The sequence below is a fragment of the Bacillus sp. D386 genome (assembly GCF_006346415.1).
Genome location: NZ_VEMV01000001.1, coordinates 780,089 through 795,293, shown reverse-complemented (window position 1 = coordinate 795,293; position 15,205 = coordinate 780,089). Strand labels below are relative to the sequence as shown.

Genomic DNA, 15,205 nt, shown 5'->3' with positions numbered 1-15,205 from the left:
ATTTGCAGTTTATCTATAATAATGAAGAATTAGAGACTGGGCATATGAATGTGACGGCCAGTCTCCATAAAAGATGTATATTATTTAGCCGAAGCTAAGACCCTACTAAATTTCTCTTTCCAGCTTTCTGATAAAGCATCGACGGAAAGGATACTTTGGATGGCCTCTCTATTGCTGGAGTCATGATACATAATTTGATTGGCATATGCAATCGTAATGCTCTGTGGGGCTCGATCGATAATTTCAATGACAGAACCTTTAGTAAGGATACCCTCCTCCAAAACTCGTAAATAATAGCCCGAATAGCCACTTGCTCTAATCCAAAAAGGTAATTGGTCTATATTATGCCGAGCGGCAATTTTATAACAGGGTTCCCGTGGTTGGGTAACTTGAAATAGGCAGCCATCTGCCTTAAGAATGTCGCCAATCCTAACCTTATCCTCCGTTAATCCAAATATAGTTAAATTTTCTCCAAAATCCCCTGCTTTAAATAATTGTCCGATTTTCTCTGACCAGTAAGGGTAATGTTCTGAGGGATATACACATATTGCTTTATCAGGACCTCCGTGATGATTAAGGTCACTTTGTTTATCACCTTCTAAGTTGGTCTTTGAAACATGTATGGGATGGTGGACTTCATCTTTATAGATAGCAGATTGTACAACTTTACTCTTATAATGCAGAGATGCAGGTTTTCCTACACGTATTGACTCGATTGTTCCGCTGATCAAGCTAATCCCCTCTCTCATCTTTATTTCTTTAATAATAGCAAAAATAAAGACAGTCTATTCCGCATAGACGCAACTTATTACAAAATTAAAAATAGTGCCATACCCTTAGGGAAAAGTATACCTGGCAAACTAATAATAAGGAAATTCCATTATTTGTTTTTCAATGAAGAGAATGGTAGGATAGCTATGTGAACATGCTAATGTTTAGTAGAGATAGATTGAGATGGGAGAGAATAATATGTTTTCAAATATTGGAGTACCTGGGCTTATTCTTATATTAGTTCTCGCATTAATGATATTTGGGCCATCAAAGCTTCCTGAAATAGGAAGGGCATTTGGGAAAACATTAAAAGAGTTTAAAAATGCTACAAAAGATATAATAGAAGATGATGATGAAGTTAAAAAGAACAATAAGGTCAATATTGAGAAAACGCCAAATCCTTAATGTTTCATAAAAATTAAAAAGTACTATGATAAACCACCCTTTATTTTGCAGGCAGGGGTGGTTTTTAGTTTCTTCCTAGAGTAGTGCCCAAAGATGCAGCAATATATAGAGTACACGGTAATGAGGATATAGTAGTAAAAGACAATCTTTTTATATAACTATGTATAAAGGAAACTCCATTTTGAATCTTTTTTCAAAATGGAGTTTTTATTTTTTTGTTAAATGAATAGCTTTTAAAGCGACGAATAAATAATTAGGTCATTATTTAACCTGTCTGGCAGTGAATAACAGCATTTGTAGACTATAAAATGAAAGGTAAGGGGTAATTGTTTGAAAAATTTATGGAAAAGTAATCAAGGTCATAATACTACCTTTGACATAGTTTAATGATGATGAAGTTATATATTTTGAACTATATACATTAGGCAGATGACTATTTTTCTGAAAATAAATAAAAATACATTTGATTTTATAAATATACATACTATAATAGATAGATATTACAGAATATACAATCAATGGATGGGGTGGAAACATGAATGTATCTGTTGTAGGGGCTACAGGATATAGTGGAATGGAATTAATACGTTTACTTTCGAGTCATCCAACATTCCATTTAACGGCTGTATATTCATCTTCGAGTGCAGGTAATCGACTTGATCATGAAAATAGACAGCATTTTGGACTGATTCCCCATGTTTTAAGTGAAGTGGATCCAGGGCTAATTGCTAAACAAAGTGAACTTGTATTTTTGGCAATGCCCAGTGGCGTATCAAAGGAACTTGTTCCGGAACTGTATAAGAAAGGCTTGAAAATTATAGATTTATCCGGAGATCATAGGTTGAAAAGCGGAGAATTATATGAAAAGTGGTATAAAGGATCACCGCCATCAAACGATTTATTACAAAATAGTGTGTATGGACTATCTGAATGGAATCGGGCAGCAATCCGTGAGAGCCGTTTAATCGCAAATCCTGGCTGTTACCCGACAGCTACTTTGTTAGGATTGGTTCCGCTTTTATCAAATGAATTAATTGAATCATCTGACATTATTATTGATGCTAAATCAGGTGTTTCAGGAGCAGGTAAAAAGAGTAATGATTCGAAACATTATGCCCATGTAAATGATAACCTATCAATCTATAAAGTACATCAACATCAGCATATACCTGAAATAGAGCAACAATTATCAGAATGGGACTCTGAGCTGGCGCCTATTATGTTTACTACTCATCTCATTCCTATGACACGTGGAATAATGGTGACGATGCATGCAAAGGTAAAGCCTGAAGTAACAGCTGAACATATTCATAATGCTTTTCTAACAGCTTACCAAAATGAATTCTTTATTCGTTATAGGGGTGAAAATAGCTTTTCATCGACAAAGGAAGTGTATGGCTCCAATTTTTGCGATATAGGTTTCAGAATGGATGAGAGGACAGGAAGAGTCACCGTCGTTTCTGTAATTGATAATCTCGTCAAAGGAGCAGCAGGCCAAGCGATTCACAACGCAAATATTATGATGGGACTTGAAGAAACAGAAGGTTTACGTTTTTATCCAGTCTATCCTTAAGGAACAAAGGGAGTGGAGATAATCTATGAAGGTGCTAATGAATGGGGACATTAAGGCAGTAAAAGGAGGTATTCTTATACCAAAAGGGTATCAGGCAGAAGGAATCCATGCAGGCTTACGCTACGCGCGTAATGATCTAGCTATTTTATATTCGACTGTTCCAGCGAATGCAGCAGCCGTATATACGTTAAACACTTACCAGGCAGCTCCAATCCTTGTTACTAAGGAAAGTTTGAAAATAGAAGGAAAACTGCAGGCAGTCGTAGTAAATAGTGCGTGCGCTAACGCTTGTACCGGAGAACGTGGATTGAAGGATGCCTATTGTATGCGATCACATGTAGCGGATAAATTACACATACCTCCGTCCTACGTGGCGGTTGCTTCTACTGGAGTGATTGGTGAATTTTTAGAGATTGATAAGATATGCACTGGAATTGAAAATATTCATTTGACAGATCAGGAGGCGGGAGCTGAACATTTTGAAGAGGCTATTCTGACAACGGATACAAAGACCAAGAGCTGTGCTTTTCAAACTATAATCGATGGGGTTGTCGTTTCAATGGGAGGAGCGGCAAAGGGATCTGGCATGATTCATCCTAATATGGCAACGATGCTTGGGTTTATTACAACGGATGCAAATGTGGAACAGAGTTCCTTGCAAAGAGCATTAAGAACTGTGACAAATGTTTCGTTTAATCAAATTACAGTCGATGGAGATACTTCAACCAATGATATGGTTGTTGTTATGGCAAATGGAATGGCAGAAAATCAAATGCTCTCTGAAAAGCATCCGGAGTGGAATCGCTTTGTATATTTATTAAAAGAGGTTTCCGAATCGTTGGCAAAACAAATCGCGCGTGATGGTGAAGGTGCCACCAAGCTGGTTGAAGTGGTTGTAAAAGGAGCAGAAACAGACCAAGAGGCTCAAGCACTTGCAAAAACAGTCATAGGATCAAATTTAGTGAAAACAGCTGTTTATGGGGCCGATGCCAATTGGGGCAGGATTGTCGGAGCGATGGGGAGAAGCAATATCCCTTTTAATCAGGACCGGGTAAGCATTTTTTTCGGACCGGTGGAGGTTCTCCATTTTGGTGCACCCATTATTTTTGATGAGGAAAAAGCTCGTGATTATTTACTAGGCAATGAAGTCCAAATCAGAATCGAATTGACAGATGGACTCGGCACCGGAACTGCATGGGGATGCGACCTTACGTATGATTATGTAAAAATTAATGCAAGCTATCGAACTTAAGGGGAGATGTTTGGATGAAGATAATTGTTGTCAAATGCGGGGGAAGCATTATTGATCAATTAACCGATCATTTTTTCAATAGTTTAAGGGAACTGGAGGATAAAGGATATTCCTTTGTATTCGTCCATGGGGGCGGACCAGATATAAATGATATGCTCGCTAAATTTGAGATCCCTGTTCAGTTTGAAAAGGGTTTAAGAAAAACATCTGTCAAGGTCCTTGAGATAGCAGAGCTTGTCCTTGCTGGGAAGACGAATAGGCAGCTTGTGCATAAATTACAATCAAAAGGGTTTCAAACAATCGGAATAAATGGGTCGGACGGATTCATATTAGAGGCGGAGTATATTAATAAAGCAGAGCTTGGTGAGGTAGGAATGATTAAAAAGGTAAACAGCCATCTTTTAGAGAGTCTGTTATCGAATGGGGTCTATCCCGTACTCACCCCGATTTCCATGTCAAAAGAAGGACGAAAGCTTAATGTAAATGCAGATTCCGCTGCTGGTGCTGTTGCGGCAGCCCTAAGAGCTGAAATGTGCATTTTTATAACGGATGTCAATGGAATAAGGAATGGTACAAAAACCATTGAGCATATAACAGAATCAGAAATCACCCAAATGATTGATCAGGGAACGATATATGGTGGGATGATTCCAAAAGTGCAGGCTGCTTTATCTGCTAAAAAGCAAGGTGCGTCAACAATATTAATTACAAGCGGTGTATCCAGATTCTTTGCTGATGAAAAATGGCAGGGTACATTCCTTGGAGCTGAGGAGAGGGTGATGTGATGTCTGCGCTATTACCGGTCTACAAAAAATGGGATATCACACCAATAAAAGCGGATGGCTCATGGATTGAAGCAGAGGGCGGAAAGAAATATCTTGATTTTACATCCGGTATTGGTGTGGTTAATCTCGGGCATAAAAATGATGAAGTCAAAAAATCTGTCGAGGCACAAATGGAACTGTTCTGGCATACGTCCAATTTGTTTCAGCTTCCCATCCAGGAAGAAGTGGCATTAAAGCTGAACGAGCTTACCGGATTGGATGGTGTTTTCTTTTGCAATAGCGGTGCAGAAGCAAATGAAGCGGCACTAAAGCTGGCCAGAAGAGCAACTGGAAAAACGAAAATCATTACATTCCAACAATCTTTTCACGGTCGTACATTTGGAGCAATGGCTGCTACTGGACAAAGTAGTATCCATGATGGATTTGGCCCATTACTGGAAGGCTTTGTTTATGTTCCATTTAATGATATTGATGCAGTCCATAAGGCTATAGATGAAGATGTGGCGGCTATTATGGTAGAGATCATTCAAGGTGAAGGCGGGATTATTCTTATTGATGAGGGCTTTTTAAAGAGTATTAACCAACTATGCAATGAGAACAATATATTGCTGATTATTGATGAAGTTCAAACGGGAAATGGGAGAACAGGCTATCCTTATGCATATTTAAAGTATAAGGGAATCAAACCGGATATTGTGACCACAGCTAAGGGTCTTGCTAATGGTCTGCCCATAGGTGCGATGGTAGCCAAAAAAGAGCTGAAAGAATCATTCGGCAAAGGTGTTCATGGTTCTACCTTTGGCGGAAATCCAGTATCATTGGCGGCAAGCAAAGTGGTGTTGAATCAAATAAGCAATCCTCAATTTTTAGCAGAAATCAGAGATAAAGCTGAGTGGTTTATTAGTGAACTGAAGATAGCAGCCGAGGATATCCCGGTTATAAAAGAGATTAGGGGAGAGGGTCTGATGATCGGGATTGAATTAAAGGAAGAAGTAGCTCCCTATATTAAACAAATAATTGAACATCAATTATTTGTCTTACCAGCCGGCTCGCATGTGATTCGTTTGCTTCCTCCGTTGACTGTTTCACGAGATGAGCTTTTATTAGCTTTAGCCATTTTAAAGGAAGTATGCAAAACCAATCTAACAATGACGAAGGCCTAAGTTATCTGATGCCTCGTTCGTATAGTCTATAAATTTCAAGTGAGAGGAAAGGCAGATATGAAACTACTGTATGGAACTAAACGAATAATCAGTCAAAAAGATTTTTTATCCATGGAAGCCATTACGGCGCAGCAATTGAATGAATTATTGGAGCTCGCAATGGATTTAAAAGAAAGGCTAAATAAAGGATATTTGGATACCCCATTAAAGGGGAAAATATTGGGGATGATCTTTGAAAAAAATTCAACAAGGACACGGGTTTCTTTCGAAGCAGGCATGCTTCAGCTAGGGGGTCATGCCATTTTCTTAAGTAGAAATGACACGCAGCTTGGCAGAGGTGAACCGATTTCAGACACAGCACAAGTGTTATCAGAATATGTGGATGCAATCATGATACGTACTACTGGCCATGATAGAGCGGAAACATTGGCAACAAGCTCCAGTGTGCCGGTTATTAACGGATTGACTGACCTTGAGCATCCATGCCAGGCATTGGCTGACTTGTTAACGATTAAGGAAGAGAAAGGAACTCTCCAGGGAATCAAGCTCGCTTATATCGGTGATGGGAATAATGTTGCCAATTCTTTGATGATGGCTGCTGTTAAATCGGGTATGCAAATTGCGATTGCAACGCCTCCTGGTTATGAACCAGATCCTCTTTTGGTCGAGAAAGCTATGACTGAAGCAATAATCAATGGAGGGAAAATAGAACTGACCCACAATCCAGAGGCTGCTGTTAAGGAAGCTGATGTTATTTATTGTGATGTTTGGACCAGCATGGGCCAAGAAAAAGAAAATGAAAAAAGGCTGGAAGATTTTAAAAAATTTCAGGTAAATGAGCAATTGGCTGCTGGCGCCAAACTCGATTATTTATTTATGCACTGCTTACCAGCACATCGCGGTGAAGAGGTGACATCTTCCATTATTGACTCATCTAATTCCATTGTCATTAAACAGGCGGGAAATCGTTTACATGCTCAAAAAGCACTTTTGGTTGATTTAATGGTCAAACCTAACTAATAGTTGAACAATAATTGGGGATTCTAGAACAAAAGGAGGGATTTTTTTGGGACAGAATCGTCATTTTAAACATGGACAAAAGGCACCAAATAATGGTGAATATATCGAAATAGGGGAGACTAGCAGCAATGTCGTTAACCCAAAGAAGATTAAGCTGAAAGCAGGAGAGTATTTTCCTGAGACAACCAATGATGATCGTCATTGGACATATGTATCAAAAAAGGGCCGCTAATTAGCGGCCCTTTTTTGAAAATGAATTAATGTCCGGATTCCTGTACCGGATCATTTGGTATTACAGCTGAAACCACTAAAATTAATAGGGTAATGACCACACTAAGAATGGAAGCTGTATTGAAATCGTATTTACCGCCTTCAACCATTGAGCTTGTTACATAAATCACCATATGTGTTAATGCAAATGTCCATATAAATGTCAAAATATATTTCAATTTTCTCACCCCGTTCATCTACAATCCGTTATTATTTTATCATACCATACGTAACACTGGAAACAATTTAAATTATTTAGGTAAATATGGTTTGTACTTTATTACTTTGGGTTTTATCATAACATAGCCCAAAATGCAATTGATTATGAATACAAGTTAAAAAATAAATGGTTATTCTAAGCAATCAGAGAGATAAATAGCCCGGACAAATTGATTTATAGTGACATACATTAACATGGACTAAGGTTATTTGAGGGGAAAGCTATGATAAATCACAAAACGTTTCAACTGAATAAAGAATGGACAACCATTTTTTACCCGGAACAACCGAGTGGCTTTGCCATTATGTTACTCGGTGGAGATAAGCATTATATAAATGAAAAAGCTAATTTTTGGCTGGATCATCCAGGCAAAAAACAAATGCTTGAGTATCTGTTGAAGAGAGGGTATACGGTTTTTAGCTCTTATTTATCCGGTGCGCATTGGGGTAATGCTGAAGCTGCAGATTTAGCTATGGAAATGTATGCATTTTTTATCCGCAAGGAAATCGTAAACGAAAGAATTCATATCATAGCGGAAGGAACTGGCGCGTTGGTGTTAGATACAATTTGTCATAAATTAAAAGAAAAAGTACGATCTGTTGTATTACTAAATCCCATATTATCCGTAAAACAGAGCTATGAAAAAGAAGAAATAAATAAATTTTTCTTTAAGAAAATGAAAAAAGAATTGTACCAAGCCTACCATTTGAATGATCATACATTTAAAGAATGGATGGAGAAGAAGCCGGATACGACATTAGGAAAAGATATGCCGGTCTTAATCGTGCACGTCCTCGATAGGCTGGAAAGCAACCTGCCGGTTAAATATAGCTCATTCATTAACAATCATCCTTCATCAGAAATTAAGTATATTACACCGGAAAAAAGATATATTATTCCTTATCAAATCAATTCCTTTTTTAAAAACCATGAAAAAGATTTATAAATCTGAATAACCCTCGGGTTGGTTTAATACATTTATATAAACCGACAGGGGGTTTTTATATGCCTGAACATATTGTTCTGTCTCCGTATTCCTTTGTTGGATTTGAGATATGCAATAGGTTAATGGAAGAGGGTGTAGAGGTTATTGGGGTGGATCTACCTGTTTTGGTCGATCCAAAAGAAAAGGAAGAAAAAGAATTATTTTTAGGTAGAAATTCAAATTTCAAAGTAAAGAAACATGATCAGGTTATTAATGAAATAAAGGATGGCTATTTTTTTTATATTACTGATATGGATAATGAGTGTGAAAAATGGCTTGAATATGTAGAAAAAATCCCTAAAAAAATTGAGGATACGTTTATTTATGTAGGTATGGATAAAGAGGGATTGGTTAACAAGGATATTCCTAATCGAGTGGATACCACTATCATATTGCCAACCGTATACGGTCCATGGCAGCCGGAAAATACCGTCTTTTACAATTGTCTTAGTCAATCTCAATTTCCTTTTGAGCTATATGATTTAGAAAACAAAAGAGATGCTATCTATATAAGCGATGCCATTACAGCTATTTTTGAAATATCAAAATTTGAGCATGGAATCTACCAGGTTCAATCTGATATAAAAGAACATTGGCACCTTTTATTAAAAGAGCTTGGTTATCGGATTATCGCAGAAACTGGTGAAAAGCGAAATCCTGACCTTCAAAAGCTGAACATTAGGGAATATTTAGCGGTAACAAAAATATCCCCGCATGTGGGGATCAATTTAGTTAAGCAGCATATAAGGATTAGGAACCTCATGAGCTATTAGAATACTTTTTATATAATCGCCCCTTTCTACCATGATTAAGGGGTTTTTACAATTATTTGGAAAGGCGGTGGTTAACATGAAGAGGAAGCTTGAATATATGGCAATGGGCATGAAACACTATTCAGAAATCAAAAAGAAATTAAGTGAAGCGGGCTTAGATATAGATCGTCAACAATTACAGCCATTTATGGACATTTTCTTTACGGTTATGGATGAGGCTTATGAAAAAGGATATAAAGATGGTCGTTTAAAAAAAGGTGAGTGAAAGTCCTTCACTTAATTAAATTTGTAAATTTACTTATAAGGGATGGAATCTTTTTGAAATAAGGACTCAACTCGCTGATAGTGGACATTAGAACATCAGATTGTTCCATCAGTCTAGTGAAATCAATATTGGATGCTTGCTGTTCTTCAGGGGGAGGATCTTCCTTCGCCTGATTTTTCGTATGACGATCACCAAACATAAATCGATTAAAAGCCTCCTGATTGTCTGACCTGTTTCTATGATCATTGTTCAAGACATTCACCTCGTTTTTCACATATTCTTACTAATTAATGTATGTTGATATTGCTGGCTTGTATGGACATTCATTCATCTTTTTCGGAAAATTTGTTGCAATAAGGATTGATTTCTTTTAGAATTAGTACCAAGTCATAATATCAAATAATATAATCAGATGAATATAGCAAGAGGGGTGTAAGGATGAATGCTGGCATAATCGGAATTGGCAAATATCTTCCTGAAAACGTGGTAACAAACTTTGATTTGGAAAAAAAGATTGATACGTCAGATGAATGGATCCGAACACGCACTGGAATAGAAGAAAGAAGAATTGCCGATGATACCGTTGATTCTTCACATATGGCCTACGAGGCAGCAGTCAGGGCGATGGAGAATGCTGGAGTGACTGCTGAGGAAATTGAATTAATTCTAGTGGCAACTGTCACACCGGACCAATCCTTTCCTACAGTTTCCTGTATGATTCAAGAAAGATTGGGCGCAGTTAATGCAGCAGCTATGGATATTAGTGCAGCCTGTGCAGGATTTACCTATGGAATTGTAACTGCAAGTCAATTTATTAGGACAGGCAGCTATCGCACAATCTTGGTAGTAGGTGTGGAAAAGCTTTCAAAAATTACGGATTGGAATGACCGTAATACGGCTGTACTATTCGGAGACGGAGCAGGAGCAGCAGTATTGGGTCCTGTCAGTGATGGAAAGGGCATTCTATCTTTCGAGCTTGGAGCGGACGGTTCTGGTGGCATTCATTTAGAGAAAAAGCAAGATTATCTCACGATGAATGGCCGGGAAGTGTATAAGTTTGCAGTTAGACAAATGGGTGAATCATCCATCAATGTTTTAAATAAAGCAGGTTTGACAAAAGAGGATGTAGACTTTTTAATTCCGCATCAAGCAAATATACGAATTATGGAAGCTGCGAGACAAAGATTGGAGCTTCCAATTGAAAAGATGTCCAAAACGATTCATAAATATGGCAACACATCGTCATCTACTATTCCGATTGCGCTTGCTGAAGAAGTGGAAGCAGGAAAAATAAAAGACGGTGATTTGCTCGTATTAGTTGGTTTTGGAGCCGGTTTAACATGGGGAGCAGTTGCGATGCGATGGGGCAAATAAGAAAAGCCGAGATTAACTCAAGGAGAGATTGTAATGGAGAGTAAACGTGTAGTTGTGACAGGTATGGGGACCATATCACCTTTAGGCAATACTATCCGGGAGAACTGGGAAAACTTAGTGGCCGGAGTTTCAGGAATCGGGCCATTAACCAGAGTTAATGCGGATGAGTACCCTGCTAAGACAGCGGGGGAAGTAAAAAACTTTGAGATAACAGATATTATTGATCGGAAAGAAGCTAGAAAAATGGACCGGTTCACCCATTATGCGATTGCAGCATCAAAAATGGCAGTTGAGGATGCTAAATTGGAGATTACTCCTGAGAACGCAAATCGTGTTGGTGTATGGATTGGTTCCGGAATTGGCGGCATGGAGACATTCGAACAGCAATATGAAACATTTCAAAAAAGAGGCTATCGTAGGGTCAGTCCATTTTTTGTGCCGATGCTTATTCCGGACATGGCTGCAGGACAAGTATCCATACTTCTCGGAGCTAAAGGGGTAAATTCCTGTACGGTGACAGCATGTGCTACAGGAACGAATTCAATCGGAGATGCGTTTAAAGTTATCCAGCGCGGTGATGCGGATGTGATGATTACAGGAGGTGCGGAAGCCCCTATCACGAAAATGTCTGTAGCTGGTTTCTGTGCGAATACTGCTTTATCCTCTAACCCAGATCCTAAAACATCAAGCCGTCCATTTGATAAAAATCGAGATGGATTTGTTATTGGAGAAGGTTCAGGCATTCTCGTACTCGAGGAATTATCACATGCAATTGCGAGAAATGCGCCGATATATGCTGAAATTGTCGGATATGGATCAACAGGGGATGCCCATCATATAACCGCTCCAGCCCCTGAAGGAGAAGGTGGCGCAAGAGCGATGAAAATGGCTATTGATGATGCAGGTCTTGATCCGGAACAGATTGATTATATTAATGCTCATGGAACAAGCACAGAATACAATGATTCCTATGAAACGATGGCCATTAAAACAGTCTTTGGTGATCACGCTTATAAACTGGCAGTAAGTTCAACAAAATCGATGACCGGTCATTTATTGGGAGCAGCAGGTGGCGTTGAAGCAGTCTATACGGTTTTGGCAATCAAGAATGGTATCATTCCACCGACTATTAATCTTGAAACACCGGATCCCGTGTGTGATCTTGATTATGTCCCGGGTGAAGCAAGAAAACGCCAAGTTGACTGTGCGATGAGTAATTCACTTGGATTTGGCGGCCACAATGCCACAATCGTTTTTAAAAAATATAACGGATAGAAAACTTCAAGCGGCCTCTCTTTTTGGTTCATCTACCAAAAAGGGAGGCTATTTTGATTCCCATAAAATATATCCTTTCATATAATGCTCTATTCAAATATAAACAGGATAGGTGAATGGGATGGGAGTTATCAGAACGGATAAATGGTTGGAGGAGTCCTTTAATGATCGGTTAAAAATAGAAGAGAATATTTTAGACACAGTAAATATGCGAGAACATGTTCTAATTGAAGTTTTAAATAGAATTGGCCTATACCAGCCCAACCTAAAAACAAACAAGACATATCAAAATATGAAGGAACGGAAGGTGTGGCATAGAATCGCACTTTATCATAAAAAATATAAAAAAGCATGGGATGGTCCGGATATTCCTATTTTCCTATTTCCGATGGCAAGTGAAGTGTTCAGCTTATTTCGCTCTCCCAATAAACATAAATCAGGGATTGCTTTCATTGATAAATTGTTTTTATTTATATCGGAGAAGGTGAAGGATAAAGAACTGGAAGCTCTATTTGTCCATGAATATCATCATACAACGAGATTGGAATCCCTGGGGGGGCAGGTTAAGCATAGATTGGCAGACTCTATTATTATGGAGGGTCTTGCAGAATTTGCGGTATCAGAATATTGCGGTGAATCGTATTTGGCGCCTTGGATAACCAATTATCAAACGAAGGAAATCGAAGAACTGATTACAGAAAAATTCAAACCGAACTTTGATATGAAGCGATCTGATCCCCTTCATGATAAGTTGTTATTTGGGCATGGTACAATGCCAAAAATGGCCGGATATGCGGCAGGTTACAAACTTGTAAAGGATTATGCAGATCTTCATTCCATGAAGACTAGGGATATGATTGGTCTTTCTACTGATAAAATAATCAATGGATAATTCACTATGCAAAGAAAATCAATTTGCCACTCATACAAGGAATATTTTACAGGAAACTTGCCTATAATGATTGACAAATAGGATAGAAGTGAGGGATATTCGGGAATGTTGTATCTCCATGATGTTTGGGTAAATTGGTTTGAAGGTGAAGAAAACAGTTATAACATTTGCAGCTTTCACGAGTGGAGGAAAGAGGATACGGTTGAGTTACTTGACCAGGTTCCGCTTTTGAAGTTGGAGCCGGTTCTTTTTCACTACATTGAAAATGATTTATTGGAATTGCCTTCAAGTCTTCTACAGGATGTTTATAAGAAGGCGTATATTCGGAAGAATCATGAAAGACTTCCGATGGATTATTGTTTTGTTGCTACAGATGGGACAGGCATCATTGCTATTGATACGATAGGATACACCATACCAATCCGAAAGAGTAGATTAATTCCAAGGCAGGAGCAATTGGCTTATGATATGGTACGTAATGTGGATGCGCATCAGTATGACTATCAGTCAATGATTACAGATTATCAGAAGAAAGAGTATCATATCCTTTCCCCATCTCCTGATTTTATGCTGGGGTTAACACGCAAGGAACGTCAATTAAAGCAATTATTGTTCATGGTACTTGATCAATTAAAAAGTTCAAGCAATACAGCTGAAATTCGTTATTGGTATACAGAATGGGCGCCTGAACAATATTCAACAGTTTTAAAAATGGATTTTGATGAAATATGGCACAAGCTATACTCGGAAATGAAGATAGGCTGGTCAGAAAAACACGCCATGTTATGTGAACGTTTAATAAAAGGCCAACCATTTTTCGAAAAGCTCTGGGAAATAGAAGTAGGAGATCGACCATCCATGCTGTAATGGATGGTTTTTTTATATAAAAAGCTTATGACTCAAGCTCCTAGGAGCCGAAGCTAGATTGAATAAAAGCTGAAACTAACTTAAGGAACGAAGACTAAAAGCGCCACATCGTGTGGCAACGTCTTTGTGACCAACATCCTGTTGGCCTCCGCAGAGTATTTGCTTATGACTCGAGTTCCTAGGCCCTGAAGTCGAATATAATAAAAAAGTGCTGAAGCTAGATTCAATACAAATCTAGCTTCAGCACTTTAATTTAGAACAATCTTTATCTTCTTTTACGACCTAAACCAATTGCGTTTTTCATTTTTCGTAATGTTTTATTAGCAGCTTTATTTGCCTCGAGAGCTCCTTTGTCGAGGATTTCATCCAATTCAGGGGAATTCAGTAATTCCTGATGACGTTCCTGAATAGGTCGTAGTGTTTCAACCACTACATTGGCAACCTCTGCTTTAAAATCTCCATATCCCTTACCTACAAAGCGTTTTTCAATGGATTCTATGCTTTCACCGCTTAGTGCAGAGTGAATGGATAGAAGGTTTGAAATACCTGGTTTATTTTCCTTGTCGAATTTCACGATTCCTTCTGAATCCGTAACCGCACTCTTGATTTTCTTCTCAACCTGCTTTAGATCATCTAATAAAGAAATAGTTGATTTTTTATTTGGATCGGATTTGCTCATTTTTTTGGTTGGCTCCTGTAAAGCCATGATTCGCGCCCCTGAAGCAGGTAGTTGGATATCAGGGATTGTAAAGACATCTCCATATTTTTTATTGAAGCGTTCAGCAATATCACGTGTCAATTCAACATGCTGTTTTTGATCATCGCCTACTGGAACAATGTTGGTTTGATATAAAAGGATATCAGCAGCCATCAATGGAGGATAAGTCAGAAGACCGGCTGAAACAGATACCTGTGATTTAGATTTATCTTTATATTGAGTCATTCGCTCAAGTTCACCAATAGAAGTATTACATTGCATAATCCATCCGGCTTCTGTATGAGCGGGAACCTCAGATTGGATAAAAATTGTCGCTTTCTCAGGATCAATCCCAACAGCCAGATAAAGGGCTGCAAGATTTCGAATGTTCTTTCTTAGTTCGAGGCGATCCTGCGGAACCGTAATCGCATGGTGATCAACTATGCAAAAGTAACAATGGGAATCATTTTGCAATTCTACGAACTGCCGTAATGCTCCTATATAATTACCAAGGGTCACCAGACCGGTTGGCTGAATGCCAGAAAAAATAATACTCATTTTCATTCTCCTTTCAATATAAAAAATCCCATTCGTCTCCACTATTAAAAGGGACGAATG

18 protein-coding genes and 1 other annotated feature (1 of these 19 only partly in view) are annotated in these 15,205 nt (G+C 38.4%); of the genes, 14 read left to right on the top strand and 4 right to left on the bottom strand.

The window, feature by feature from the left end:
• Positions 1 to 80 precede the first annotated feature (80 nt).
• Entirely contained in the window at positions 81 to 731 is a 651-nt protein-coding gene (locus FHY45_RS03820; RefSeq protein ID WP_257468969.1) for an MOSC domain-containing protein, read from the bottom strand.
• 238 nt (positions 732 to 969) lie between these two features.
• On the opposite strand from FHY45_RS03820, the gene FHY45_RS03815 reads away from it, so the two are divergent.
• From FHY45_RS03815 to FHY45_RS03785, 7 genes are all read left to right on the top strand, one after another.
• Complete coding sequence (locus FHY45_RS03815; protein ID WP_066101510.1) at positions 970 to 1,176, top strand: twin-arginine translocase TatA/TatE family subunit; 207 nt, start codon at positions 970 to 972, stop codon at positions 1,174 to 1,176.
• A 535-nt stretch (positions 1,177 to 1,711) separates the two neighbouring features.
• Positions 1,712 to 2,749: an N-acetyl-gamma-glutamyl-phosphate reductase gene (gene argC, locus FHY45_RS03810; RefSeq protein ID WP_066101507.1), complete on the top strand. Its 1,038-nt coding sequence runs from the start codon at positions 1,712 to 1,714 to the stop codon at positions 2,747 to 2,749.
• A gap of 25 nt (positions 2,750 to 2,774) precedes the next feature.
• Positions 2,775 to 4,001 (top strand): bifunctional ornithine acetyltransferase/N-acetylglutamate synthase, encoded by a 1,227-nt coding sequence (gene argJ, locus FHY45_RS03805; protein ID WP_066101503.1) that lies wholly within the window; start codon positions 2,775 to 2,777, stop codon positions 3,999 to 4,001.
• Positions 4,002 to 4,015: 14 nt separating this feature from the next.
• Positions 4,016 to 4,786, top strand: a complete 771-nt coding sequence (argB, locus tag FHY45_RS03800) for an acetylglutamate kinase (protein ID WP_139891437.1) — start codon at positions 4,016 to 4,018, stop codon at positions 4,784 to 4,786.
• Positions 4,786 to 5,949 (top strand): acetylornithine transaminase, encoded by a 1,164-nt coding sequence (locus FHY45_RS03795; RefSeq protein ID WP_139891436.1) that lies wholly within the window; start codon positions 4,786 to 4,788, stop codon positions 5,947 to 5,949. The genes argB and FHY45_RS03795 overlap by 1 nt, the downstream gene beginning before the upstream one ends.
• Positions 5,950 to 6,006: 57 nt before the next feature.
• Positions 6,007 to 6,969 carry an ornithine carbamoyltransferase gene (argF, locus tag FHY45_RS03790; protein ID WP_139891435.1) on the top strand — a complete coding sequence of 321 codons (963 nt, stop codon included), beginning with the start codon at positions 6,007 to 6,009 and terminating at the stop codon, positions 6,967 to 6,969.
• Between the two features lie 46 nt (positions 6,970 to 7,015).
• Positions 7,016 to 7,201 (top strand): YjzC family protein, encoded by a 186-nt coding sequence (locus FHY45_RS03785; RefSeq protein ID WP_139891434.1) that lies wholly within the window; start codon positions 7,016 to 7,018, stop codon positions 7,199 to 7,201.
• 25 nt (positions 7,202 to 7,226) lie between these two features.
• On the opposite strand, the gene FHY45_RS03780 is transcribed toward FHY45_RS03785, so the two are convergent.
• Positions 7,227 to 7,418, bottom strand: coding sequence for a YjzD family protein (locus tag FHY45_RS03780; protein WP_066101490.1), 192 nt, complete (start codon positions 7,416 to 7,418; stop codon positions 7,227 to 7,229).
• Between the two features lie 264 nt (positions 7,419 to 7,682).
• Between FHY45_RS03780 and FHY45_RS03775 the strand changes: the two genes are divergently transcribed.
• From FHY45_RS03775 to FHY45_RS03765, 3 genes are all read left to right on the top strand, one after another.
• Complete coding sequence (locus tag FHY45_RS03775; protein ID WP_139891433.1) at positions 7,683 to 8,405, top strand: alpha/beta fold hydrolase; 723 nt, start codon at positions 7,683 to 7,685, stop codon at positions 8,403 to 8,405.
• Between the two features lie 59 nt (positions 8,406 to 8,464).
• On the top strand, positions 8,465 to 9,217 hold the full coding sequence (locus tag FHY45_RS03770; RefSeq protein WP_066101488.1) for a Rossmann-fold NAD(P)-binding domain-containing protein: 753 nt from the start codon (positions 8,465 to 8,467) through the stop codon (positions 9,215 to 9,217).
• A 76-nt stretch (positions 9,218 to 9,293) separates the two neighbouring features.
• Positions 9,294 to 9,482, top strand: a complete 189-nt coding sequence (locus FHY45_RS03765; protein WP_066101485.1) for a ComZ family protein — start codon at positions 9,294 to 9,296, stop codon at positions 9,480 to 9,482.
• Positions 9,483 to 9,489: 7 nt separating this feature from the next.
• Here FHY45_RS03765 and FHY45_RS03760 read toward each other — a convergent pair whose 3' ends face one another.
• Positions 9,490 to 9,735 (bottom strand): hypothetical protein, encoded by a 246-nt coding sequence (locus FHY45_RS03760; RefSeq protein ID WP_139063793.1) that lies wholly within the window; start codon positions 9,733 to 9,735, stop codon positions 9,490 to 9,492.
• Positions 9,736 to 9,920: 185 nt separating this feature from the next.
• On the opposite strand from FHY45_RS03760, the gene FHY45_RS03755 reads away from it, so the two are divergent.
• From FHY45_RS03755 to FHY45_RS03740, 4 genes are all read left to right on the top strand, one after another.
• Positions 9,921 to 10,856, top strand: a complete 936-nt coding sequence (locus FHY45_RS03755; protein WP_066101479.1) for a beta-ketoacyl-ACP synthase III — start codon at positions 9,921 to 9,923, stop codon at positions 10,854 to 10,856.
• A 33-nt stretch (positions 10,857 to 10,889) separates the two neighbouring features.
• Complete coding sequence (gene fabF / locus FHY45_RS03750; protein ID WP_139891431.1) at positions 10,890 to 12,131, top strand: beta-ketoacyl-ACP synthase II; 1,242 nt, start codon at positions 10,890 to 10,892, stop codon at positions 12,129 to 12,131.
• Between the two features lie 121 nt (positions 12,132 to 12,252).
• Complete coding sequence (locus FHY45_RS03745) at positions 12,253 to 13,023, top strand: DUF2268 domain-containing putative Zn-dependent protease (RefSeq protein WP_066101474.1); 771 nt, start codon at positions 12,253 to 12,255, stop codon at positions 13,021 to 13,023.
• Positions 13,024 to 13,128: 105 nt separating this feature from the next.
• The gene (locus tag FHY45_RS03740; RefSeq protein ID WP_066101471.1) at positions 13,129 to 13,890 is read left to right on the top strand and encodes a YjbA family protein; all 762 of its coding nucleotides are present in this window, start codon (positions 13,129 to 13,131) and stop codon (positions 13,888 to 13,890) included.
• Positions 13,891 to 14,155: 265 nt separating this feature from the next.
• On the opposite strand, the gene trpS is transcribed toward FHY45_RS03740, so the two are convergent.
• On the bottom strand, positions 14,156 to 15,145 hold the full coding sequence (gene trpS / locus FHY45_RS03735) for a tryptophan--tRNA ligase (protein ID WP_066101468.1): 990 nt from the start codon (positions 15,143 to 15,145) through the stop codon (positions 14,156 to 14,158).
• Between the two features lie 46 nt (positions 15,146 to 15,191).
• Positions 15,192 to 15,205: a binding site (T-box leader), on the bottom strand; it runs 225 nt beyond the window's last position.